This is a genomic window from Micromonospora tarensis (genome assembly GCF_016803395.1).
GTDB classification, from domain to species: Bacteria; Actinomycetota; Actinomycetes; order Mycobacteriales; family Micromonosporaceae; genus Micromonospora; species Micromonospora tarensis.
On the sequence record NZ_JAEVHL010000102.1, the window covers coordinates 1 to 21,477 of the forward strand.

A 21,477-nucleotide genomic window follows, 5' to 3' on the forward strand; every position below is an offset into this window, starting at 1 on the left:
GGCCGGCGCGGCGAGCCCCGCGGCGGAGACCGGCTGCCGGGGCGTCGGCACGCTGGTGCCGGCCGGTACCCGCGCCGCGTCGGTGGATTGCGCCGCCGCGCCGAGGTCAGCCGACACCGGGCCACTCCAGCCGGATCCGGGTCCCAGCGCCGACGGTCGAATGCACGTCGGCGCGCCCACCGACCGTCGCCATCCGACCTCGGATCGACTCGCGTAACCCGTACCGGTGCGGTGGGACGGTGGCCGGGTCGAAGCCGGGGCCGTCGTCGACGACCTCGACCACGATGCCTATCGCGTCCCGGCGCAGCCGCAGCGTCGCCCGCGCGCCGGGGGCGTGCCGGACCACGTTGGACATCGCCGCGTAGGCGCTCTCGCCGATCGCGTCGGCCACCCCGGCGGGAACGGCGCACGACGTCAGGTCCAACCGCAGCGCGAGCTCGGGCAGCCGGCCCGCCACCTGCCGCAACCGCCCGTCCAGCGGCACCGGGCCGTCGCCGGCCACCGGGCCGACGTCGCTGAGCACGACGAGGGTACGCAGGTCGGCGGCGCACCGGTCGCGGAAGACAGCCGAGGGCCCGGCCACCGCGCCGAGCCCCACCATGGTCAGCGTGCCGAGCACGGTGTCGTGCAGGTCGCGGTTCTGCTGTCGTTCGGCGTCGCGGGCGGACCGGGCGACCAACGCCTCCCGGCTCAGTCGTTGGTGCTCGGCGAAGGCGCGGTCCGCCCGGCCGATGCGTCGACGCATCACCGCCGCCATCATCGCCGTGCACAGGGTCTGCGCCAGCAGGGTGGCGGTGTGCGCCCGGGCTTCGGTGGGATCGCCGGCCGCCTGGGTGCCCAGCACGTACGTGACGATCAGCAGCAGCCCGGCCGGGATCGACCAGCGCGCCGGGGCGGTGGCCTGGGTGTTGATCACCGTCGTGCTGGCCAGCACCGCGATCCAACTGCCCTCGCCGGGCAGCACCTCGGGCGCCACCAACACGGGGATGAGGAGGCAGGCGATCGCGGTGACCGCGACGTCACCGGCGACGAGGGCCGGGCCGATGCCGTGCCGCAGTGCGCGGTGCGCGTACCAGAGTGACCAGCCGGTCAGCGCGGCCACACCGGGCAGCAACACCGCCGGCTCGACCGGCGGGGTCTGCACCGACAGGGCGACCGCCGCGCCGACCAGGCCGCAGGTCAGCCGCAGCAGCGCCGGTGTGGTGGTGAAGATGAGGCCCAAGGCGCCGCCGGCCGGATTGTCCAGCGTGGGAGGCGGCGCGCTCGGGGTGGCAACGGCCGGCATCGGGAAGTGTCCCTCCGACATCGACCCGGTCCGGGTCCGCGCAGCGTAGATCGACATCGGACAATAGCATGGCCGACGGCGAGGGGCTGACGCTTTGTGTGCGTCGTGTCGCTAATGCGTCACTCTGCGCGGCGAGGTTGGAGCAGGTCCCACCGGTTGCCGTAGAGATCGACGAACACCGCCACCGACCCGTACGCCTCGTGCCGGGGCTCCTCCAGAAAACGCACCCCGGCCGCCACCATCCGGGCGTGGTCCCGGGCGAAGTCCTCGGTGTACAGGAACAGCCCGACCCGGCCGCCGGTCTGGTCCCCGATCCGCGCACGCTGCTCGTCGGTGCTCGGCCGGGCCAGCAGCAACGCCGTCTCCCGGGCACCGGCCGGTCGGACCACCACCCAGCGCGAGCCGTCCGGTCGGGCGGTGTCCTCGACCAGCTCGAAACCGAGGTCGCCGACGTAGAAGTCGATCGCCTCGTCGTACTCCCTGACCAACAGCGCGACAAGTCCCAGGTGTGCCATCCGGCCATCATGCCGGCGGTCGCCGCACGCTCGGCCGGCACCGTCGCCGGCGGTCACCCGCGTCACGTCACCGGCGCTCGGCGGCCCGGCGTAGGTGGCCCGGCGCTGGAACCGAGCGCGCCCGTCGTCCGTCCCATCCTCGGGTGGAAAGGTGGTGAGCCGGATGCGCTCGTCTCGAACGGCACTGGCGGTGGTCCTGCTCGGCGTGGCACTGGGCGGCTGCGGCGGCACGAACAACGAGTCGGGCGTCGCGGAGGAGCCCGGCCCGGCCCAGATCGTCGACGGCTGGACGTCCTGCGCCAAGGCGGCACCACGGGCCGGCGAGATGATCGCGGTGCCGCGTCCGCAGACGTCGGCGCCGGCCGTGCCCGAGCCGAGAATCGGGCGGGTCGACCCCGGCTTCACCCCGGTCGCCGCCGTGCTCTGCGGGCGGGAGATCCGACCGGGCCCGAACGGCGGCCAGGAGCAGCTCGCCACCGAACGACGCGCCCAGGACATCGCCGCGTTGCTCGCCGCGCTGCGCCTGCCCAACCAGCAGGTCGAGGGGGAGGTCGCCTGCACCCTCGACATGGTCATCCCGCCGTGGCTGGCCCTGGTCGACGACCGGGGGCGCTGGCTGCGGCCGTACCTGCCGACGGACTCCTGCGGCAAACCGCGCGCCGAGGTGACCGCCGCGTTGGCCGGGCCGAGGTGGACCACTGTGGACAGCCGTACCGTGGGGCGGCTCGGGTCCCCGGCGGCCGAGGCCGCCGGATGCGCGCACCAGTGGGCGGACCTGGTCTGGGTGGAGACCCGCAACGGTCGCCCCGCGCCGGCCGGTCCGGCCGGCCCGCCGGCCGCCGGCCCGCTGCGGCTCTGCGTCTACCAGGTGCCCACGTCGGTTCAGGGCGGAGACAAACCGGCGGGCGATTTCGTGTACGGCGGACCGCTGCCGACCGAGCGTCAGGCGGGAGTGCTCCGGGCGCTGAACAATCGTCGAGCGGTTGCCGACTGCGCCACCCCGGCATCCCGCTTCGCGGTGCTACGCCCACTCGACGGCGACGGCCCTGACCGGTACGTGGAACTCGACGGCTGCCAGCGTTTCCTGGTCGAGTCGGCAACCGGCGGCGCGCACCTCGGCCAGGGCGACGACACGCTGGCCAAGCTGCTCGGGCCGCTCTGAGTTGCGTCACCGGGTGCCCGGCCGGTCGAGGTCACCGGCCGGCCGGTACCCGCTGAGGACCCGGCCCCGCGACGAACTCCGTGGGCCGGGCCGCACGGCCGGCCGGGACCGGTTGGGCCGCCGCTCGGGGTCAGCCCTCGGGCTCGCCGAAGCGGGCCCGTGCGTCGGCGAGGAACTGTTCGCGTTCCTCGGGCGTCAACTCCGCCTGCCACTGCTGGAAGCGCTCGATCCGCTCCGACAGTTGACCGGCGAGCGCCGCGCTGTCGGCGGCGGCGCGCAACGAGGAGCGACCGGACAGGACGTCCTGCGCCATCGCCGCCAACTCGGGGCTGACGCCGCTGGCGGCGAGCCGCCGCAGGCTGTCGCGTACCTCGCTGGCGAGCGCCGCGTTGCCGGCCATCCGGGTCAGGTCGCGATGCAGGTCGTCGTCCTGGTCGTCGGGCACGTCAGGCTCCCGGTGCGGCGTAGGCGAGGGCGGGCAGTTTGATGGTTGCCAGGTCGCCGCCCTGGTAGGCGACGTCAATGGCGGTGCCGAAGAGGCCGAGAATGACAGTGCCGGCGGTGTTGATCAGCAGGGACGCCTTGTTGATCAGGGCGAGCATGTCCACCACCATCAGCGCCGCGACCCCGTAGCCCACCACCGCGCCGACGCCGGTCTCGGCGGTGATGGTGCCGGCGGCAGCGGCGATGCCGGCGATGACCGCCTTGTCGGCGAGCGCCTGGAGGATGTTGCCGAGCTGGTTGGAGAGCTGCCAGGCCCCGGTGGCGGCCTTGTGGTAGTCGTCGCGAATCTTGTACAGCTCCACCTGTTGGCCGCTGGTGGCCGAGGCCAGCCGGGAAAAATACTGGTGGGCGGCGTCGTTGGCGTGCCCGTCCCACTGGCGGTCCAGGTCGAGCATGCCCTGCTGGATGTTGATGCCCACCTGTTGCAGGCAGGCCGCGAGATTGCCCATCGCGTCGCCGAACTTCCAGATGGCCTCCCAGTCGCCGCTCAGCCAGGTGGTCATCCAGCCGAACACGTCGACACCGGTCAGCTTGTTGATGATCGAGTTGATCCAGGCGGACGGGCTCACGTAGTTGAACATGTCGATCGGGTTGACGAAGCCGTCGCTGATGCTGGTCTCCGGCTTGGGTGGCTCCGTCAGGAACCGGGTCGGATCCTCCATGGTGGCGTCCCGAAAAATGAGAGGGGTCAGTCGCGGCTGGGAGACGGCCGCGGCACGACCGGGTAGGTGGCGTCGAGGTCGGCGGCGATAGTGGCGTCGGTGTGTTCGTACCGGTCGGCCACCTGCCGCAGCGCCGTGGCCGAGGCCTCGGTCAGCTTGCCGAGGTGGCTGAGCAGTTCGTCGAGCGCGCCGACCAGGTTGCGGTGGCCGGGCGCGGCCATCCCCAGCAGCCCACGCTCGTGCAGGCTGAACGAGCCGTGCGTCTGGACGTACACCTTCGCGGCCTCCGCCGCCTTACCGGCCTCGACAAGCTGGTCGGCGTAGACGCGCAGCGCCGGAGGGTGCACCGTGAAGGTCATGATCCGCCCGCAGTGTTCAGGATGAGGGCCACGACGATCACCAGCGCCAGGCCGACGGCGGCGAAGCCGAGACTGCGCCGCCACAACGCCCGGGTCCGGTCCGGGTCGCTGGTGCGATGAAGGCGCGCGGCGGCCGTCACCGACGGAACGAACGGGACCGCCGGCAGGGGGAGAAGCAGCCAACCCCACCAGGGGACGCCGTCGCCGGTCGCGGCGGCCACCGCCGCACCGACCACGACGAGGACGTACACACCAGCCAGGAGTACGGCGACCTTGCCAGCCAGGCGGCGCATCTCCAGGGTGGGGTTGATCATCGCACCTCCCGTTGCGGCCCGTGCTGGCGAGCTTAACGAGGCGTGGTCGTTCTCGGTGACCCGGAAGCGCCCACCGGAGCCTCGGCGGCGGCACTGACAGTCGGCGGTCGCTGATCAGAGCGGAGCAGAAGGCTGTTGGATGGTTGGCAAAACTGCTGCCTACTTGTCTCCCGCCACGTAAACGCCTCGACCTGGCTGCCCGACGACGAGATCGCGGTCGTGCAGGAGCGAGACGGCGCGGTACGCGGTGGCCACGCTGACGCCGAACTGATCAGCAAGCTCGCTCGTGCTGGGAAGCTTCGTCCCAGGAGTCAGCTCACCATTCTTGATCTTTGCGGTCAACGTGTCGGCGATTCTTCGGTATTCGGCAGGCGCGGAGGGCATCGTTCGTTTCCCCTTGGTTCGGCCCTGCCATCTGAACACGCGTCAACCATCGTCAGCAAGTGATGCAAGACGATCACGTGGCGTGGCTTTACCTACGTCAGATAGTGACGTAGGTTGCTAGTGGCTCCCCCTTGGTTCGGCAAACCCGGTGGTGAGCCCCGCCAGGGCGGCGTGGATCCCGTCGTCCTGGCGGCCCCGTGAGCATGTTTCCTCGTCCTGGAGTGTCGATGAACCGGATCCGCTATGACGACTACCTGATCGCGGCAGCGCTGACCTTCGCCCGCCGCCACCAGCCGGGCTGGAGTTGGGCGCGCTGGCGTTACGTGTGCCGTTGCGGGGCGGAACTGCCCTGCCGCGCCCGCCACCGCCTTCCGATCAGCCGTGGGCACTGGCCGGGTGAGGACCAGTGACGCAGCACGGACCCGTCCTACCGCTCTGGCTGTGCAGGACCTGCGACAGGCCGTGGCCGTGCGCCCAGCGCCGTGAGGAACTGCTCGACGAATACTCAGGCGCGTCATTCTCGCTGACGCTCTACCTGGGCATATGTCTGTTGTCCGCTCGCCAGGACATGAGTTGGGCTCCAGCGGAGGCCCTTCGGCGTCGCTTCCTCGGGTGGGTGCGGTGACCGCACCCAAGCCTGGCGATGTCGTGCTGATCGGTCCGACGTGCTCCGTGCAGTTCAACGGGAACCGCGCACTCCGCATCCGGCTCGTGTCCATTGGTGCCGTCGACCCGTACCACGGCTGGGTGTGGTTGACGGGCTACGTCCTCGACGCGAAGGGCATGGCCACCGACAAGCGCGACGTCTACGTCCGGAGCGCCGGCATCACTGTCGCGCAGAGGCGCGACGCTTCGACGCCTGCGGTCCGGACCGTGCCTGGGCGCGCCCGGACGGCTGTACCGTCGCGGGCGCGGAGCGCGCAGAACTGATCACCCTGCTTGCTGGTGGAGGCCCCGCCAGGGAGGCCTGCCGGAAGGCCGTCGAGCAGGGCGCGTCCTACACCATCTGGGACGGACTGATCCCGGCGAGCAATCTTGCCGGCGTGTACCGGGCGCGGGAGGCGATCACCCGGGATCGGGGCATCCCCACGCTCGGGTTCGCGGCAGCCGTCGAGGCACTCCACGCGCTCGGCGAGCAACCCGTACAGCTTGGTGGTGTGACGCAGCCGGATCCGCCGTACTACTTCCAACTCTTCCTGGCAGCCGGGGCGACCGCAGTGCTCGCCTGCATCGGGGTGGACCAACACCATCAGGGGCGCAGGGGCTCATCTTCCACGCCACCCGAACGTCCCTCGACAAGCTCGTCGAGCCGATCGGTGGACCTCGGAGTGCCCAGTTCTTCGGCGGCGGACACGAGTCGGGCGTAGTAGGCCGACGTGATCGGGAGAGCGTCCTCATAGATCCATGAGCACATCGTGTCGAACGCCAACTCCTCCTCGCCCAAGCTCATCAGGTGGCGAACGTCGTCAATGACCTCTGCTGACGTCAGCGGGGATTCTTCGAGGAGTTGTGACACGAGAGCCCGTAGGTACTGATATCGCTGCACGGGTCAATTCCACCTCTCCATATTGAGGGCCGTGTGACTGGTGGCCGCAACGACTGCTGCTCGCGCACGGTGGGCGCGGGAAAGCCCCACGGCTAGAGGCTGATCCAGCAGTAGATGCTCTCTCCGCTGGTACGGGCCCTGCGCGCCAGCCCGACGAACTCCCGCAAGCGCGACAGCATGACCGCCGGTTGGGTGTGGCTGTAGTGGGACAACTCCTCGACCCGTGACCAGCGGTCGGCCAGGTCTGCCATGCGCTCGTCCGGAATTCCGGCGAGCGCATTACGCGTGTCGTCGCTCAGTGCGACGACCCATGGCCCCTGGTATTCAAGGTCCTCGCGGGCGCCGTCTGGCCAGACAAGTCGTTCCCTGACCAGGCCGACGCTCCAGGGCACATCGAGGGCCAACGACACCACCTTGCCGAGCACGACGGGCGGGTCAATTCCCTTACCGTCTACGGCGTCCTCGAGCGGGGAGGCTTGTTCTCGCACCACCGGGCCGCCGTCGGTGGTGTCCATCAGTTTCGCGACGGCCTCATCGTGTGGAGCGCGGAAGTAGTCGTACAGCACACCCATGAAAGCCTCCCGACCGGTCACGCCACCACCATGCGGTGGCCGCGACACTGTAAGGCCCCTGGCCGACAACATGTACGCGGAAAAAGTCCTCGCGCTGTTGGCGGTACGACTCGCGGCAGGCCGGCTGGGGGAAGTCGCTGTATTTTCTGCTCGTGGCGACCATTCCCGAGCTGCTCGACTGCGTCGACGATCCGGACGACGACAGCACGCGGGCCTATCAGCTCGTGGACGAGATCGCGCGCGGTGGCGACGAGTCCCTGATACCCCTGCTGGCGGTCGAGCTCGACACCTTCCTCGACGCGGGGCATTTCTATGGCCGCGATGTCATCGCCGACGCCTTGGCGGGCCTCGGCGGGACAGACGTGCTGCCGCTGTTGATCGCGGCATCCGCCCGAGATCTCGGTGACGACCAGGATGGGCTGCAATCCACGATTCTTGACCTGATGTCGACGAACCCGCATCGGGCCCGCGTCGTCCTCGGCGAGCTGCGCGCCGAGGGGCCGCCGGAGATCCAGTCGCGCGTCGGGTGGGCGTACGACCGATGAGATTCAGATCTGTCCTACTGCACCGGACTTCCAGGCCGCTTCGGCTCCCAGATATCCAGGTCTTCATGCAACTCAAAGCCATCACGACGCAGCATTTCAGCGAGATCTTTATAGCCGTGTTCTGATAGCGCTCTACAAAATGAGTTGACCTCGCTGCCGTCCGTGCCGACCAATGCAGACCTCCTATACATCATCATCGCCTCCCTGATGCGACCTTCGCGAATTAGCGCCCTGCCCAGCTCGTCCGAACAAACCAAATGCCCCTGCTCGGCGCATGCTTCGAAGAAGGCAAGTGCTGCATCCAAGTTGCCCCGCCTCGCCATGTGATCGACGAGGCCGAACAAGCCGTGATCGAGGGAAAGGCGCTTCGCAGCCTTAACCCGGAGAGGGAGGGCCTCGTCGAATCTGCCTTGCTTCTCTAGTAATTCAGTTGCCGCGAGATTGCCCCAAAAATTGCCGAGCCTGCTAGCAGTAAGGTATTGGTCAAGAGCGTCAGTCAAATTGCCTGCTCGTTCAAAGGAATGTCCGATTTCAAGCTCGACATCGCCGGCAGGGCAGCCTAGTTCCCGCGCATCATTGTACCGCCCATGCGAAATGAGCAGGCCAGTCCACCATTGTTGAGACCTCCCATCCCCTCGGGCTGAGGCTTCTCGGTAGAGGGCCTCCGCTTCGCTCATCTTTCCTTGTTTTGCTAGGCGCTCGGCCGATGTCCTGTAATAGAAGGTCTCGCCATGGCGGGCTGCGAGTAAAAATTGTTCGCTAGCCTCGTCCGGCCGTCCCAGCCGGTCTAAAAAGTAGGCGTAGGATGAATGCGCGCCTTTCCGCCCCTCCGATATTGATTGCTGAAATTGTTCCTCCGCAGATTCAATGTTCTCTGCGTCTTCAAGCATTCTGGCTAGGCGAACTCTCGCATCTGAGTGCGGCAGCTCAATTCCAGCATCGGCCACTTTGCGAATTTCCCCTATCGCCTCGGGTGCATGAATATACTGAATGTGGTCAAGGAATGTTTCAAGCGTGCCAGGATCCCCGGTGGCTGCGCCTGCTCGCAGTACCTCAAGGCCCTCGGACTCTCTCTCCTGGTCAAGGAGCATCATGCCGAGCAGGTTGGCAGCAGTCGCGTTGCCCCGAGCGAAAGACCGACGCAACGCGGCCTCTGCGAACTTATAGAGTCCACGTAATTGTGCAGCATCACCTAGGCTCGCCAGATCATTTGCATCATGGATGTTGTTGGCAGCTATGTCCCAAAGTGCATCCGGAATAGCAACCGATCGCCTGGCCCCTTCTCCGTGCTGGGTTAAATAGTCGGCAAGGTGATAACCTTCGACGCTGCCTGCAGAGCTGCTGACCGGAATCAGGGCGGACGTTGCACCTTTCAACGGTGCGACGGCGTAAGCGATCACCGACTCGTACCAGTCTGCTGGAGCGCGGGCCTTTTCTTCGTCGCTCATATAGATCTGGGCAGCAGTCCTTAGCAGGGAGTCGGTGAGGGGGCCGGAAATCCCCATGCGGCAAATATCGATCGCGGCGGTGATTACGGCTTTTGCGCGCGGACTCGCGTAAGTCCATCTGGCGACCAAATCCGGTGCCCCTGCAAGAACCTGAGTTACCCCATACGTGCGGTCATTCAGGGCCACCTTAATTCTTGGATCCTTCTTGGCAAGCTCTTTCGCGGCCGACAGTTCGGTGGGAGAAAAGCGATCCTCCACGTACAGCACCTGAGCCAAATTGAGAAGTTGCCTGGCTCGCTCCGACTTGTCGGACACGCTATCAACATGACCTGGATTCACAAAAGATTGATACCTATCTGGCCACATCGTGCCCACAACTACCACCGGCCTGTTGAGGGACCACAACGCAAGTAGATGCCCCTTGTTGAGCCGCAACCCGTTACCCTCGCCCAGGTAGCGTTGCAGCTCGTCCAACCAGACAACCACCGGTCGCTTCAGCTTCTGGCCGAGAAGCCAGAGGATGTCCTGGGTGTTCGATGGCAACAGTACCTCGTACGTGGGCAGACTCGCTCTTACGCCTTCGTAGGCTGCTCTCGTCTTGCCCGCCGACGAGCCGCCAATCAAAAGCAAAAACTTCTGATTCTCGGACGCGTCAAGCAGTTCCTGAATCCTGACATCAACTTCCCGAGGAATACGGACGGGCATTGTTCTTTGCGTCTCTTGGCCGGAAATTTCGATAGAGGGATGCACTCCGGCGAGTTTCGGGTCAAACGACTTCATGCTCAACAAGACGGGAGGATGCCCCGGCCGCACCGCTTGCGCCCTCTTCTCTGGGCGACGTAGAGCCAGCAGCGCAAGGAGACACGCCAGCGGAGTGCCAACCAGGGTGGCGAGCCAACTGCCAGGCTCTAACCAGTCCCAGCCCAGATTGGCCACGCGCAGAAGCCAGGCCAGCACTGCTACACAGGCGAGCGACACGGCGCCTGCGAATGTGGCCCTCGATGACGAGCGACGTCTCATACACACCATGGTCGCTTCCCCGACAAGGAACGGGGGAAGGTGAGTCGCCGGCGTGCCAGCCACATGTCAGTAGGCGACGCCGCGAGGCCGGGCACGAGGAAGCACCAGCGGTGACCGATGCTTCTGTCCCAGAGATGCCTCGGACATCACCTACACCAGGTTGCCGTCAACCTCGTGTGGGGGGTTCTTTCCGCGAGGTTGGGCGACGGTCGCCCGGTGACCTCGGACGACGCTCACCAAGCCCTCCGCTGTCAGCAGCGCCACGGCGCGGTGAGCTGTTCCGCCCGAAACTCCATGCGCCGTAGCCAGCTCGGCAACCGCCGGAAGCTGCTCGCCGGGCCGCAGTCGCCCGGCCGTGATCTGCTCGCGCAGATCAGCGGCGATCCTCTGATACGGACTGCTTCCCACTGTGCGCTGCGTCGGCGCAATCGGGCGCGGTGGCATGCGAGCCGCCAGCGTTCCTGCGGCACGCTGATCAGACTCCGACAGCCAGGCCGCATAGACCCTGAGCGTCGTAGTTCCACCCCCACCATGGCCGAGCCGCCCAGCGACAGTCCTTACGTCAACACCCGCGTTGATTAGCTCAGTTGCCGTGTAGTGGCGCAGCGCGTGAATGTGGCTGTCGATACCGAGCCGGGTGGCGAGCCGACCGTACCGCTGGGTGATGGTGTCGGGCCGGTAGCCACGGCTGTTGTCCGGCTCGGGGGAGAAGACGTAATCAGCACTGTCGGCGTCAGCGTCGAGCTGTGCCAGGCGGTCAAGGTACCGACCGTGCAGCTCACGCAGTACCTCGATGGTCTCCGGGTCGAGCGCCACCCGCCGTTGCTGATGCGTCTTGGTGTCCTTCTCCCTCAGCTCGCCGTGTTCGTCCAGGTAGGCACTGCGCCGGAGCGTCAGCACACCGGCGTCCAGGTCGAGATGCTGCCAACGCAGCGCGCACAGCTCACCCCGCCGGGCGCCCGTCGTCATGGCGAGCCAGACCAACGCGCCGCAGTCCGGATCGCGCCACGCCTCATTGATGATGCGAGCCGCGTCGGCAGGATTCGGCGGCTGCGGGTCGGGGTGCGGCGGCTCGGCCTGACTGGCGGGGTTGACGGCGATCCAGCGCCACCGGACGGCGCGACTGAGCGCACCACTAATAATCCAGTGAATCTGGCGCACGGACGAAGCGCTGAGCGGCTTGCAGACGTGCGGCCGGCATTTCGCCGTGCAGGCGTGCTCACCTTCTACGCGGTGCTTTACGTACGCCTTACCGCCGCACTAGTCGCGGCAGCGGCGCAGGCTCGCGTAGAACGACTCCAACGTCTCGGCGTCGAGTCGGCCAACCGGCAGCTTGCCCAGCACCGGCCGCACGTGCTTGTTGAGCTTGTTCACGTAGCCCATGCGGGTGGTGGCCTCGATGTCGGCCACCTCAAGCCATCGGTCTAGGAGTTGGTCGAGCGTGGCGCGAGTACGCGGGTTGCGCCGCTCGTCCACCTGGGCCAGCAAGGCGGGTACGCGCCTTCTCGGCTTCCTTGGCGGCGGTGCGGCCGGCGGGGATGACCTCGGTCAGGTATTGCCGCTTCCCGCTGATCGGGTCGACACCGGCATAGACCTTCACGCGCAGTGACCCGCTGGGCAGGGTTTCGATCTCTCCGCGCTGGCGCTTGCTGCGTCCGTTCGAGGCCGCCACGGGGCCACTGCAGCGCGCTCGCACCACGGATAGCCCCACCTGAGCCGGTCAGAAGAGACAAGTAGCTGCGCGCCCGGCAGGATTCGAACCTGCGGCCTTGGGATTAGAAGTCCCCTGCTCTATCCGCTGAGCTACGGGCGCGTGTGGCGTGGATCGTCGCGCCCAGAGGGTACCGCCGTCCGGCTGTCTGACGGCGTAAAGGGTGCCCGCGTCCACGTCGCCGAGCAGGGTCTCACGTCGACCCCGCCTCGGGCATCCCGGTTACCGCTGACCTGCCCGGCCCCGGACCGTACCGTGGGCTGGTGTTGCTGGATTCCGACGCCGAGAGTGACGTCGCCTACGAGCTGTGCCAGGTCGTCGGTCGGGCCATCCTGCCGTACCGGTCGGGTGGCGACTTCGGCACCGCGTTCTTCTTCCAGCGCGGCGACGACCCGGTGGGGGAGTCGCTGCTGACGGCGGCCGACCTGGTCGGCGGGTCGGGTGGTGAGCTGAGGCTGCGGGCGAGCGTCACCGAGCCGGCGGGGGTCGCCCCGGCCGTCGTCTCCGACGCTGGGATCGTGCCGGGCTGGTCTCGCTTTCCGGCCGACGGGGTCGCGGTGCTGTCGACCGCCGGCCTGCACCGGTACGCCGGCGACGGGGGCTGGCGGTGGCGCGTCCAGCCGGTGCCGGCGGGGATCGCCGCCGGGCCCGAGGTGGTCGCCCGCCTCACCGCCGACGAGGGTTCCGCCTTCGTGCTGGCCCATGGGGTACGCGAGGACGGGTCGCGCCCGCTGGAGGTCGCGATCGAGCGGGTGGTCCGGGACGGAGACGCCGTGCGGATCACCACCGAGCTGCCGCCGGGGTACGTCGCGCGCCGGTCTTCATCGTCCAGGCGGACCCCACCGGGGAGGTGTCGCCGTACTGCCTGGGCCTGGTCCTGCCCGGCGTCGGTGCGCACCCGGTGGCGACCTTCGACCGGATTCGCGCCGTCCTCCCGGTGACGCCCGGCGACCTCTGAGCCGCACCGGGGCTGGTCAGCCTCCGGCGGTGGCCGCGCCGGCCGGATCCGCGTCGATCGGGGTCGCCGCCGCCGGGGCGGTGGGTCCGGCGGCGAGGAACGCCTCGGCCCACCGGCCGACCTCGTCGAAGAACTTCTTCCGTACGGCGGGGCCGGAGAGCGTGAGGTCGTGCAGCCCACCGTCGAAGCGGGCCAGTGTGACGTGGCGGCCGAGGCGGGGCGCGTACCGGACCATGTGTTCGACGTCCAGCACGGCGTCGGCCAGGGCCGCGTTGTCGTGCCACTTGGTGCCCCGGAAGGAGCGGGTCGAGCAGGCCAGCAGCACCGGCACCCGGATGTCCAGACCGGCGCGTAGCCGGCGTTGCCCGGTGCGGATCGCGGTCAACCAGCCGGCCCGGACCGGGAACCCGGCGAGGGGCTTCCAGGCCAGGTCGTAGGTCCACTCGCCGCGGTGGTCGGCGTGGATGCTCTCGCCGTACACCGTGCCCAGCCCGAACGGCAGGATGCGGTGCGGCGCCCTGCGGCCCAGCCGGGACACGGCGGCCGCGAGGGGTCGGCGCACCGCCCAGGGGGCGTTCAGGTCGAAGAACGGGCTGTTGAGCACCAGGCCGTCGACGACGCCGGTGTCCCGGCGGGCGTCCGCCCAGAGCGAGAGGATCAGGCCGCCGGTGGAGTGGCCCATCGTCAGCAGGGTCTCGTGCCCGTGGTCGGTGCGGATGATCTCGGCGGCCGCATCCAGCTCGGGGAAGTAGTCGCTGATGTCGCGGCAGAAGTTCGGGGTCTGGCCGGGGAGCAGACTGCGCCCGTACTTACGCAGGTCGAGCGCGTAGAAATCCCAGCCGCGCTCGGCGAAGAAGTCGGCCAGGTGGGTCTGGAAGAAGTAGTCGACGAAGCCGTGCACGTAGAGGACGGCCCGTCCGGTGGGGCGCTCGGCACGCCGCCGGACCAGTGTCGCGACCACCGGCCCCTCGTCGTCGGTGCCCAGGTCGATCGTCTGCCGCTCGTACGGCGGCCCCAACACGTCCGGTTCCACGAACGCGACGCTACGCGGCCGACCCTACCGAGCGGTAGCCCACGCCTGGCCCGTCCCGCCCCGCGATCTTGCCCCGGTTGCCGTGGCCCGACGCGCACCAGTCGCGTCTTCCGGCCGGAAGGGCAAGATCGCGGGGGACGGGGCGCGGCTCAGACGGTTTCCGCGTCGACCCGGGCGGAGTTCTGATCCTGCTCGTCGGCCGGGTCCGGCTCGCTCTGCGGCTGCGGGATGTCGCGCAGGTGCTTGTTGTGCCGAGGCTCCTGGCGCGTCTTGGCGTCGTTGAGCCGGCGACGCAGGTCGTCGCGGACGTCGTTGAGCGCGGCGTGCAGGTCCTCCTCGGTCGAGGTGGTGACAATCTTCTGCCGGCCGGCGATCCAGCACTCCAGGGTGACCTTCTGCCCGCGGGCCTCCCGGTCCTTCACCGACACCTCCAGCTCGGTGGCGTCGGCGTGGAAGCCGGCGAGCCGGGCGTCGAGGGTGGCGAACTGCTCGGCGATCCAGTTCCGGTCGCCCTGCGAGAACCCGGCGCCCACCCGCAGGCACTCAGCCACGGTGGCCGGGTTCGCCACGGCGCTCATCGCCGCGCCCCGGAGGTGTTCGCGGAGCCGAAGGTAGTGATCATCATGGCGCTGACCTCTCGTCGACGTGGAGCTGTCGGTGGTGCGTTGATCAAGTCCTTACCCAGTTCGGCGGGGGCGGGAAACCGTCGGCGTCGGGTCGGCCGGGTCGGCCGTACCACATCCGGGCGTGATCAGGGCGTTGTCCACAGGTGGGCTCGTCGTCCACAGGACGCGGGGTGGTCGCTGGTGCCGGTCGCTCGCAGCGCCCAGGCTCGGTGTCGAGTCGACTCGCGCTGAACGGTTCCGATCCCCCTGGAGGGACGATGTTCGACACCTACGTGACAATCGTCGGCAATGTGCTGACGACGCCCGAGTGGCGGCGTACCACCCAGAGCAACACCCTGGTGGCCAATTTCAAGGTCGCCTCCACCGCCCGCCGACTCGACCGGGACAGCGGTCGATGGGTCGACGGCAACTCGCTCCGCGTCCGCGTCAACTGCTGGCGCAAGCTCGCCGAGGGGGTGGCCGCCTCCGTGATGGTCGGCGATCCGGTGGTCGTCTGCGGGCGCCTCTACACCCGCGACTGGACCGACGACGCCGGCACCCACCGCACCCTCTACGAGTTGGAGGCGGTGGCCGTCGGTCACGACCTGTCCCGCGGCCGGGCCCGGTTCCTGCGTAACCGGCCGAGCATGACGACCAGCACCGTCGAGGACGCGGAGGCCGAGAGCCGGGTGCACGGCGAGCCCACCGAGCCGGTGCCCGCCGGGCAGGTGCCCGTGCTGCCCGACGACCGCCCGCTGGATGACGACTTCGAGCTGCCGGACTACACCGAGCTGCGCACCAGCCCGTTCGGCGACGGTGACGACGACGTCTCCGCGACCGGCGAGCTCACCCCGGCGGGCCTCGACGACGCGCTGACCTCGCCAGCCGAACCGGTCGACGACAACACCGACGCGACCCGGACGACGAGTTGGGGCCGGTGCCGGACGAGGAGCGGGCCGAGCCGGCGCAGTCCGGTCGGGGGCGGCGTGCCCGGGGCCGGGTTCCGCAACCGGCCTGAAACCTGGCCGGGCGAGACGGGGGGCGGGTTGCGCAGGCGGCCTGACACCTGGCCCGAGACGACGGGAGCCTAGCTCCCCAACCCGGCTCGACAGCCCGGACCAGCACGACGGGGGGCGGGGTGGCGGCGCGACCGGCGTCGTCACCCCGGGTGTGGCGGCGGCCCGCCCGTTCGCGGGTCGCGCCAGGAGATTCGGGAATCCTTCTCGGCCGGGCTGGCTCACGGGTTGCTCGTCTAGGCTGGCCGGCTGGAGGTGGTGCGGGTGCGACGGACAGCGCCGGTGGCGAACGCGGTGGGGCTGCTGACCGGGTACGCGCTGGACAGGCTGCTCGGAGACCCGCGCCGATGGCACCCGGTGGCCGGCTTCGGGCAGGCCGCGGGCGCGCTGGAGCGCCGCCTGTACCGTCCGGACCGGGCGGCGGGCACGGCGTTCACCGCGCTGGCCGTGGGTGCGCCGGTGCTGCTCGGGGCGGTCGCGGCAGCGGCCACCCGGCACCGACCGGTGACCCGCGCGGTGCTCGTGGCCGCCGGCACGTGGACGGTCCTGGGCGGTCGCACACTGCGGCACGAAGCGACAGTCATGGGTCGGACGTTGCGCGACGGCGACCTGCCGCCGCGAGGCAACGTCTCGGTCACCTCTGCGGGCGGGACCCGTCGACGCTTGGCGAGTCGGAGCTGGCCCGCGCCACCGTCGAGTCGGTAGCGGAGAACACCTCCGACGCGGTCGTCGCCCCGCTGGTCTGGGGTGCCGTCGCCGGCCTACCCGGGCTGCTCGGCTACCGCGCGGCGAACACCCTCGACGCGATGGTCGGGCACCGGTCGGCGCGCTACGCCCGCTTCGGCACCCCGGCGGCCCGACTCGACGACGCGCTCAACCTGGTGCCGGCGCGGCTGACCGGGCTGCTCACCATCGCCGTCGCACCGGTCGCGCACGGGGATCGGCAACGCGCCTGGCGGGTGTGGCGACGGGACCGCAACGACCACCCGAGCCCCAACGCCGGCCAGTGCGAGGCGGCGATGGCCGGTGCGCTCGGTGTCCGGCTCGGCGGCCGGAACGTCTACTTCGGCCGCTCCGAGGTGCGCCCGTTCCTCGGCGACGGCCCCCGCCCCGAGGCGCGACACCTACGGCGGGCGGCGCGGATCTCCGGCGCGGTCGGCTTGGCCGCCGTCGGGCTGGCCGCCGCGTACCCGATGACTCTCGGCCGCCTGGTCGGTGCCCTGGGGCGGTGTGGTCTGGCCGCCGGACGACGCGGGCTTGTCGACCGGCGCAAGCATGTCGACCGGAGCGGGCTTGTCGGCCGGCGCGGGCTTGCCGGCCGGCGCAAGCTTGTCGACCGGAGCGGCCTTGTCGACTGGAGCGGGCTTGTCGGCCGGCGCGGGGCTGCCGCGGCGGCGCTCGGGCAGGGGAGCCGGCGGTGAGCGGGGGGCTGCTGGTCGCCGGCACGACCTCCGACGCGGGCAAGAGCGTGCTCACCGCGGGCATCTGCCGCTGGCTGCACCGGCAGGGCGTGAAGGTGGCGCCGTACAAGGCGCAGAACATGTCGAACAACTCGGCGGTGGTGGTCGGGCCGGACGGGCGGGGCGGCGAGATCGGGCGGGCCCAGGCCATGCAGGCCGCCGCCTGCGGGCTCGCACCCGATCTGCGGTTCAACCCGGTGCTGCTCAAGCCGGGCAGCGACCTGGCCAGCCAGGTGGTGCTGCTGGGCGAGGCGGTGGACACGATCACCGCCGGCACCTTCCGGCAGTTGCGGCCCCGGCTCGCCGAAACCGCGTACGCGGCGCTGGCCGAGCTGCGCGCGACGTACGACGTGGTGATCTGTGAGGGCGCCGGCAGCCCCGCCGAGATCAACCTGCGGGCCGGCGACTACGTCAACATGGGGCTGGCCCGGCACGCCAACCTGCCCACCATCGTCGTCGGCGACATCGACAGGGGTGGGGTCTTCGCCTCGATGTTCGGCACCGTGGCCCTGCTCGACCCGGCCGACCAGGCGCTGCTCGCCGGCTTCGTGATCAACAAGTTCCGCGGCGACCTCGGGCTGCTCCAGCCGGGTCTGGACATGCTGCGGCACGTCACCGGCCGGCCCACGTACGGGGTGCTGCCCTGGGCCCTGGACCTGTGGCTCGACGCGGAGGACTCGCTGGCCTACGGCCGGGTGCTCGGCCGGCCCGCCGCCCCGCACGGCACCGAATGGCTGGACGTGGCGGTCGTCCGGCTGCCCCGGATCAGCAACGCCACCGACGCGGAGGCGCTCGCCACCGAGCCGGGCGTCCGGGTACGCCTCACCATCGAACCCGCCGAGCTGGCCGCCGCCGACCTCGTCGTGCTACCCGGCTCCAAGTCCACCGTCGCCGACCTCGCCTGGCTGCGCGAGACCGGTCTCGCCGACGCGGTCGCCGCACACGTGGCGGCCGGCAAACCGCTGCTCGGTCTCTGTGGTGGTTTCCAGATGCTCGGCCGCGCCATCCACGACCGGGTGGAGAGCCGGCAGGGCAGCGTGCCGGGCCTCGGCCTGCTGCCCATCGAGTTCACCTTCGATCCGCGCAAGACCGTCCGGCAGTCGGTGGGCACCGGCCACGGTGGCCTCCCGGTGCGGGGCTACGAGATCCACCACGGGTACGTCTCCCACACCGACCGCGACCTGACCCCGCTGCTGACCGGCGACGACGGTGTCGGCGAGGGTGCTGTGCTCGGCGCGGTGCACGGCACGCACTGGCACGGGGCGTTCGAGTCAGACGAGTTCCGCCGCTGGTTCCTCACCGAGGCCGCCCGCCTGGCCGGTCGCAGCGGGTTCCGGGTCGCGCCGGCCACCAGCTTCGCCGCCGCCCGGGAACGCTCCCTCGACCTGCTCGGTGACCTGGTCGAGGAGCACCTCGACACCGGGGCGCTCTGGCGGCTCATCGAAGCCGGTCCACCCGCCGGCCTGCCCTTCATTCCGCCCGGCCCGCCACCGTCCTGACGGTCAGCCGTCCGATGCGGAGTGTGGGGCGGCCAGCGAGGGGTGATCGTGCTCGATCCTTGTTGTAGTGGCCTCTTGGGCGGCAGGAGAGGCCTGCTTTCTGGATCGAGCACGATCTTGAACCGACCAGGCAACGGACCCGGGATCTGCGCATTCTCCGGGGTAGGGGATCAGGGGCGGATGTCGGCGGGGCGGTCGGTCGTCGGCAGGCCGGCGGCCAGCCAGGCGTCGACGCCGCCGATCATGTCGGTCGCCCGGCGCAGCCCGAGGGTCTGCAGACTGGCGGCGGCCAGGCTGGAGCTGTAGCCCTGCCGGCACACCAGCACGATCTCCCGGTCGTACCCGGTGGCTTCCGGGATCCGCCAGGCGCTGGCCGGATCGAGTCGCCATTCCAGTACGGTCCGGTCGATGACGACCGCGCCGGGCAGGTCGCCCTGTTCACGGCGTTGCAGGTCGGTACGGGTATCGACCAGCAGCGCACCGCCGCGGACCGCCTCGACGGTCTGCTGCGGAGTCAGTCGGTGCAGCCCGGCTCGGGCCTGTTCGAGCAGGGCGTCGATACCGGGGCTCATCACGTCTCGGAGCACCACCCGATGATGCCGATTCGGTAGCGGCCACGGCGGCGAACGGGCCGCCCGTCACCCGTCGCCGCCCCAATTCCCCCGGACGTGAGGGTGACCTGCCAGGGGTGGTCAGCCGGACGGGTCAGTCCGGCCTGCGGGGCCCGGAAACCGCGTGATCCACTCGGCTTCACGGATATCGCGGTATCCCGGCGAGAGGGATACCGCGACATCAATGATCCGGAGTCGATCAACCTGCCCAACGGCTGCGGCGGCATACTGCGGTCATGCGCCAGGCGAGGCTTCACCCCGCGAGGCTTGACGCCGTGAGGCTTCACCCCGCGAGGCTTGACGCCGCGAGGCTTGACCCAGCGCGGCTTGACCCAGCGCGGCTTCACCTCGCGCGGCTTGACGCCGCGAGGCTTCACCCCGCGAGGCTTCCCTGAACCCGGGGACTGGGCGGCCGACCGTGGCGGTCGTCGAGGCGTACGCCGAGCTGGCCCGCCGGGTGCTCGCGGGCCCGGCACGGTTGGGCCGGACCCGGCTGGTCGCGGTCGACGGGCCGAGCGGCGCGGGCAAGAGCCGGTTCGCCGCCCGGCTGGCGGACGCCCTGGCGGTGCTGCCCGGCGGTCGGCCGCCGGTGGTGCACACCGACGACCTGCTCGACGGTTGGGACGACCAGGTCACCTTCTGGCCTCGGCTGGACGAGGGGGTGCTCGCCCCGCTGCGCGCCGGCGAACCGGGCGGCTACCGGCGGTACAGCTGGGTGCGCCAGAGCTTCCTGCCCGGGGTGATTCCGGTGCCGGTCGCGCCGGTGCTGGTGCTGGAGGGGGTCAGCGCCGCCCGCGCCGTCGTGCGGCCGGAGCTGACCCTGGCCGTCTTCGTCACCGCGCCCGCCTCCCTGCGGCTGGCCCGCGCATTAGACCGGGACGGGCCGGAGATCCTGCCCGAGCTGCGCCGCTGGCACGACGGGGAGCGCGCGCACTTCGCCGCCGACGACACCCAGGCCCACGCCGACCTGCTGGTTGATGGCGCGCCGACACTGCCGCACGACGCGGACCGGTACTACCTGCGGATCCGCTGAGCCGGCCAGCGACGCCCGGCCCGGCCAGGAGCGGCCCGGCAGGCCAGGGGCAGACCGGCACGGCCAGGAGTGCTCCGGCAGGCCAGGGCAGACCGGCCCGGCCAGGAGTGCCCGAGCGGGCCACGGACGCCGGGCGGGGGCATGGACGTCGGCCACCTGCTGGGGCACGATGCGAGGGGCCGCGGCGATCGGGGGACTCATCATGTCGGCACCGGAGACGCCCGCGCGGCGTCGGATCACCCTCACCGGCATCAGTTCCCGAGCCTGGGAGCATCCGGCCGACCGGGGCGCCCTGGTCGCGCTGCGCGAGCTGCGCGGTTTCGACGACGTGGTGCGGGCGTTCTTCGGCATGTGGAACGAGCGCGGCTTCCGGCTGTCCGTGCTGGCCTCCGGCATCCGGGTCGACCACCGGCAGTACCCGGCGGTGTGGCAGCGCTACACCGAGGCCGGGGCGGCGCTCGACGTGGCCGAGCTGCCCGAGCTGTACGTGACCCAGTCGCCCTGGTTGGGCGCCGAGGCGGTCGGGCTGGAGCGGCCGTTCATCGTGCTGAACTCCGCGTGCGTGCAGCAACTCGACGAGGACGAGCTGCGCTGCCTGCTCGGCCACGAGTTGGGGCACGTGGGCAGCGGGCACGCGGTCTACAAGACGATGCTCATGATCCTCACCCGGTGGGCGGCGAACCTGAGCTGGTTGCCGGTCGGCGCGCTCGCGCTGCGGGCCATCATCGCCGCGATGCTGGAGTGGTGGCGCAAGGCGGAACTCTCCGCCGACCGGGCCGGCCTGCTCGCCGGGCAGGATCCGGCCGCCGCGCTGCGGCTGCTGATGAAGCTCGCCGGCGGCGGTGACCTGTCCCAGGTCGACACCACCGCCTTCCTGGAGCAGGCCGCCGAGTACGCCGGCGGGGGAGACCTGCGGGACAGCCTGCACAAGATCCGGATGACCGCGTGGAGCACCCACCCGACGCCGGTGGCCCGGGCGGCGCAGCTGCGCCAGTGGATCGACTCCGGGGCGTACGGGCGGGTGCTGGCCGGGGACTATCCGCGCCGCGACGACGACGGCTCGACAAGCGTCTCCGAGGAGATCAGGGCGGCGGCCGAGTCGTACCGGGAGGAGTTCAGCCGATCCACCGACCCGCTGGTCGGGCTGCTGCGCCGGCTCGGCGACGGCGCGAGCGACGTCGGCGAGTGGGTGGGCGGCACCGCCGGTCGGGCCCGCTCCTGGACTGGACGCCGCC

Annotated in this window: 22 protein-coding genes, 1 tRNA gene and 2 pseudogenes; 10 read left to right on the plus strand and 15 right to left on the minus strand. The window is 70.1% G+C overall.

What is annotated here, in order from left to right; all coding sequences use genetic code 11:
- Window positions 1-106: 106 nt before the first annotated feature.
- Both JM949_RS19555 and JM949_RS19560 read right to left on the minus strand, forming a co-directional pair.
- Complete coding sequence (locus JM949_RS19555; RefSeq protein ID WP_203149871.1) at window positions 107-1,285, minus strand: sensor histidine kinase; 1,179 nt, start codon at window positions 1,283-1,285, stop codon at window positions 107-109.
- Window positions 1,286-1,404: 119 nt separating this feature from the next.
- The gene (locus JM949_RS19560; protein WP_203149853.1) at window positions 1,405-1,800 is read right to left on the minus strand and encodes a VOC family protein; all 396 of its coding nucleotides are present in this window, start codon (window positions 1,798-1,800) and stop codon (window positions 1,405-1,407) included.
- A 163-nt stretch (window positions 1,801-1,963) separates the two neighbouring features.
- Between JM949_RS19560 and JM949_RS19565 the strand changes: the two genes are divergently transcribed.
- The gene (locus JM949_RS19565) at window positions 1,964-2,962 is read left to right on the plus strand and encodes a hypothetical protein (RefSeq protein WP_203149854.1); all 999 of its coding nucleotides are present in this window, start codon (window positions 1,964-1,966) and stop codon (window positions 2,960-2,962) included.
- Window positions 2,963-3,092: 130 nt separating this feature from the next.
- Here the strand turns inward: JM949_RS19565 and JM949_RS19570 are convergent, their stop codons facing one another.
- From JM949_RS19570 to JM949_RS19590, 5 genes are all read right to left on the minus strand, one after another.
- Window positions 3,093-3,407, minus strand: coding sequence for a hypothetical protein (locus tag JM949_RS19570; RefSeq protein ID WP_203149855.1), 315 nt, complete (start codon window positions 3,405-3,407; stop codon window positions 3,093-3,095).
- A 1-nt stretch (window position 3,408) separates the two neighbouring features.
- Window positions 3,409-4,128, minus strand: coding sequence for a hypothetical protein (locus JM949_RS19575; RefSeq protein ID WP_203149856.1), 720 nt, complete (start codon window positions 4,126-4,128; stop codon window positions 3,409-3,411).
- Between the two features lie 26 nt (window positions 4,129-4,154).
- Window positions 4,155-4,487, minus strand: coding sequence for a hypothetical protein (locus JM949_RS19580; RefSeq protein WP_203149857.1), 333 nt, complete (start codon window positions 4,485-4,487; stop codon window positions 4,155-4,157).
- Window positions 4,484-4,801 carry a hypothetical protein gene (locus tag JM949_RS19585; RefSeq protein ID WP_203149858.1) on the minus strand — a complete coding sequence of 106 codons (318 nt, stop codon included), beginning with the start codon at window positions 4,799-4,801 and terminating at the stop codon, window positions 4,484-4,486. Before JM949_RS19585 ends, JM949_RS19580 begins: the two co-directional genes overlap by 4 nt.
- 159 nt (window positions 4,802-4,960) lie before the next feature.
- Window positions 4,961-5,185, minus strand: coding sequence for a GntR family transcriptional regulator (locus JM949_RS19590; protein WP_203149872.1), 225 nt, complete (start codon window positions 5,183-5,185; stop codon window positions 4,961-4,963).
- 227 nt (window positions 5,186-5,412) lie between these two features.
- On the opposite strand from JM949_RS19590, the gene JM949_RS19595 reads away from it, so the two are divergent.
- Together JM949_RS19595 and JM949_RS19600 are read left to right on the plus strand one after the other, a co-directional pair.
- Window positions 5,413-5,595, plus strand: coding sequence for a hypothetical protein (locus tag JM949_RS19595; RefSeq protein WP_203149859.1), 183 nt, complete (start codon window positions 5,413-5,415; stop codon window positions 5,593-5,595).
- Window positions 5,596-5,806: 211 nt separating this feature from the next.
- Complete coding sequence (locus tag JM949_RS19600) at window positions 5,807-6,115, plus strand: hypothetical protein (protein WP_203149860.1); 309 nt, start codon at window positions 5,807-5,809, stop codon at window positions 6,113-6,115.
- 319 nt (window positions 6,116-6,434) lie between these two features.
- On the opposite strand, the gene JM949_RS19605 is transcribed toward JM949_RS19600, so the two are convergent.
- Both JM949_RS19605 and JM949_RS19610 read right to left on the minus strand, forming a co-directional pair.
- Window positions 6,435-6,731 carry a MafI family immunity protein gene (locus JM949_RS19605; protein ID WP_309232234.1) on the minus strand — a complete coding sequence of 99 codons (297 nt, stop codon included), beginning with the start codon at window positions 6,729-6,731 and terminating at the stop codon, window positions 6,435-6,437.
- Between the two features lie 92 nt (window positions 6,732-6,823).
- Window positions 6,824-7,303: a hypothetical protein gene (locus JM949_RS19610; RefSeq protein ID WP_203149862.1), complete on the minus strand. Its 480-nt coding sequence runs from the start codon at window positions 7,301-7,303 to the stop codon at window positions 6,824-6,826.
- 152 nt (window positions 7,304-7,455) lie between these two features.
- On the opposite strand from JM949_RS19610, the gene JM949_RS19615 reads away from it, so the two are divergent.
- On the plus strand, window positions 7,456-7,848 hold the full coding sequence (locus JM949_RS19615) for a hypothetical protein (protein ID WP_203149863.1): 393 nt from the start codon (window positions 7,456-7,458) through the stop codon (window positions 7,846-7,848).
- A 14-nt stretch (window positions 7,849-7,862) separates the two neighbouring features.
- Here the strand turns inward: JM949_RS19615 and JM949_RS19620 are convergent, their stop codons facing one another.
- The 3 genes and pseudogenes from JM949_RS19620 to JM949_RS19630 form a co-directional block, all read right to left on the minus strand.
- Window positions 7,863-10,274, minus strand: a complete 2,412-nt coding sequence (locus tag JM949_RS19620) for a tetratricopeptide repeat protein (protein WP_203149864.1) — start codon at window positions 10,272-10,274, stop codon at window positions 7,863-7,865.
- A gap of 192 nt (window positions 10,275-10,466) precedes the next feature.
- Window positions 10,467-11,988 (minus strand): annotated as a pseudogene (locus tag JM949_RS39230) (tyrosine-type recombinase/integrase).
- Window positions 11,989-12,056: 68 nt separating this feature from the next.
- Window positions 12,057-12,129, minus strand: a tRNA-Arg gene (locus tag JM949_RS19630).
- Between the two features lie 161 nt (window positions 12,130-12,290).
- On the opposite strand from JM949_RS19630, the gene JM949_RS19635 reads away from it, so the two are divergent.
- Window positions 12,291-12,968, plus strand: coding sequence for a hypothetical protein (locus JM949_RS19635; protein WP_238433500.1), 678 nt, complete (start codon window positions 12,291-12,293; stop codon window positions 12,966-12,968).
- A gap of 33 nt (window positions 12,969-13,001) precedes the next feature.
- Here JM949_RS19635 and JM949_RS19640 read toward each other — a convergent pair whose 3' ends face one another.
- Together JM949_RS19640 and JM949_RS19645 are read right to left on the minus strand one after the other, a co-directional pair.
- Window positions 13,002-14,018, minus strand: coding sequence for an alpha/beta hydrolase (locus tag JM949_RS19640; protein WP_203149865.1), 1,017 nt, complete (start codon window positions 14,016-14,018; stop codon window positions 13,002-13,004).
- A gap of 149 nt (window positions 14,019-14,167) precedes the next feature.
- On the minus strand, window positions 14,168-14,596 hold the full coding sequence (locus JM949_RS19645) for an HPF/RaiA family ribosome-associated protein (protein ID WP_203149866.1): 429 nt from the start codon (window positions 14,594-14,596) through the stop codon (window positions 14,168-14,170).
- Window positions 14,597-14,901: 305 nt separating this feature from the next.
- On the opposite strand from JM949_RS19645, the gene JM949_RS19650 reads away from it, so the two are divergent.
- The 3 genes and pseudogenes from JM949_RS19650 (at window position 14,902) to JM949_RS19660 (ending at window position 18,598) form a co-directional block, all read left to right on the plus strand.
- Window positions 14,902-15,714, plus strand: coding sequence for a single-stranded DNA-binding protein (locus tag JM949_RS19650; RefSeq protein WP_203149867.1), 813 nt, complete (start codon window positions 14,902-14,904; stop codon window positions 15,712-15,714).
- A gap of 207 nt (window positions 15,715-15,921) precedes the next feature.
- Window positions 15,922-16,886 (plus strand): annotated as a pseudogene (locus JM949_RS19655) (cobalamin biosynthesis protein); the annotation flags it as partial.
- A 170-nt stretch (window positions 16,887-17,056) separates the two neighbouring features.
- Window positions 17,057-18,598: a cobyric acid synthase gene (locus tag JM949_RS19660; protein WP_203149868.1), complete on the plus strand. Its 1,542-nt coding sequence runs from the start codon at window positions 17,057-17,059 to the stop codon at window positions 18,596-18,598.
- Between the two features lie 170 nt (window positions 18,599-18,768).
- Here JM949_RS19660 and JM949_RS19665 read toward each other — a convergent pair whose 3' ends face one another.
- The gene (locus tag JM949_RS19665) at window positions 18,769-19,170 is read right to left on the minus strand and encodes a rhodanese-like domain-containing protein (protein ID WP_088949799.1); all 402 of its coding nucleotides are present in this window, start codon (window positions 19,168-19,170) and stop codon (window positions 18,769-18,771) included.
- Between the two features lie 457 nt (window positions 19,171-19,627).
- Between JM949_RS19665 and JM949_RS19670 the strand changes: the two genes are divergently transcribed.
- Complete coding sequence (locus JM949_RS19670) at window positions 19,628-20,242, plus strand: uridine kinase family protein (RefSeq protein WP_203149869.1); 615 nt, start codon at window positions 19,628-19,630, stop codon at window positions 20,240-20,242.
- Between the two features lie 202 nt (window positions 20,243-20,444).
- A partial coding sequence (locus JM949_RS19675; protein ID WP_203149870.1) for a M48 family metallopeptidase occupies window positions 20,445-21,477 on the plus strand: 1,033 nt, incomplete at its 3' end.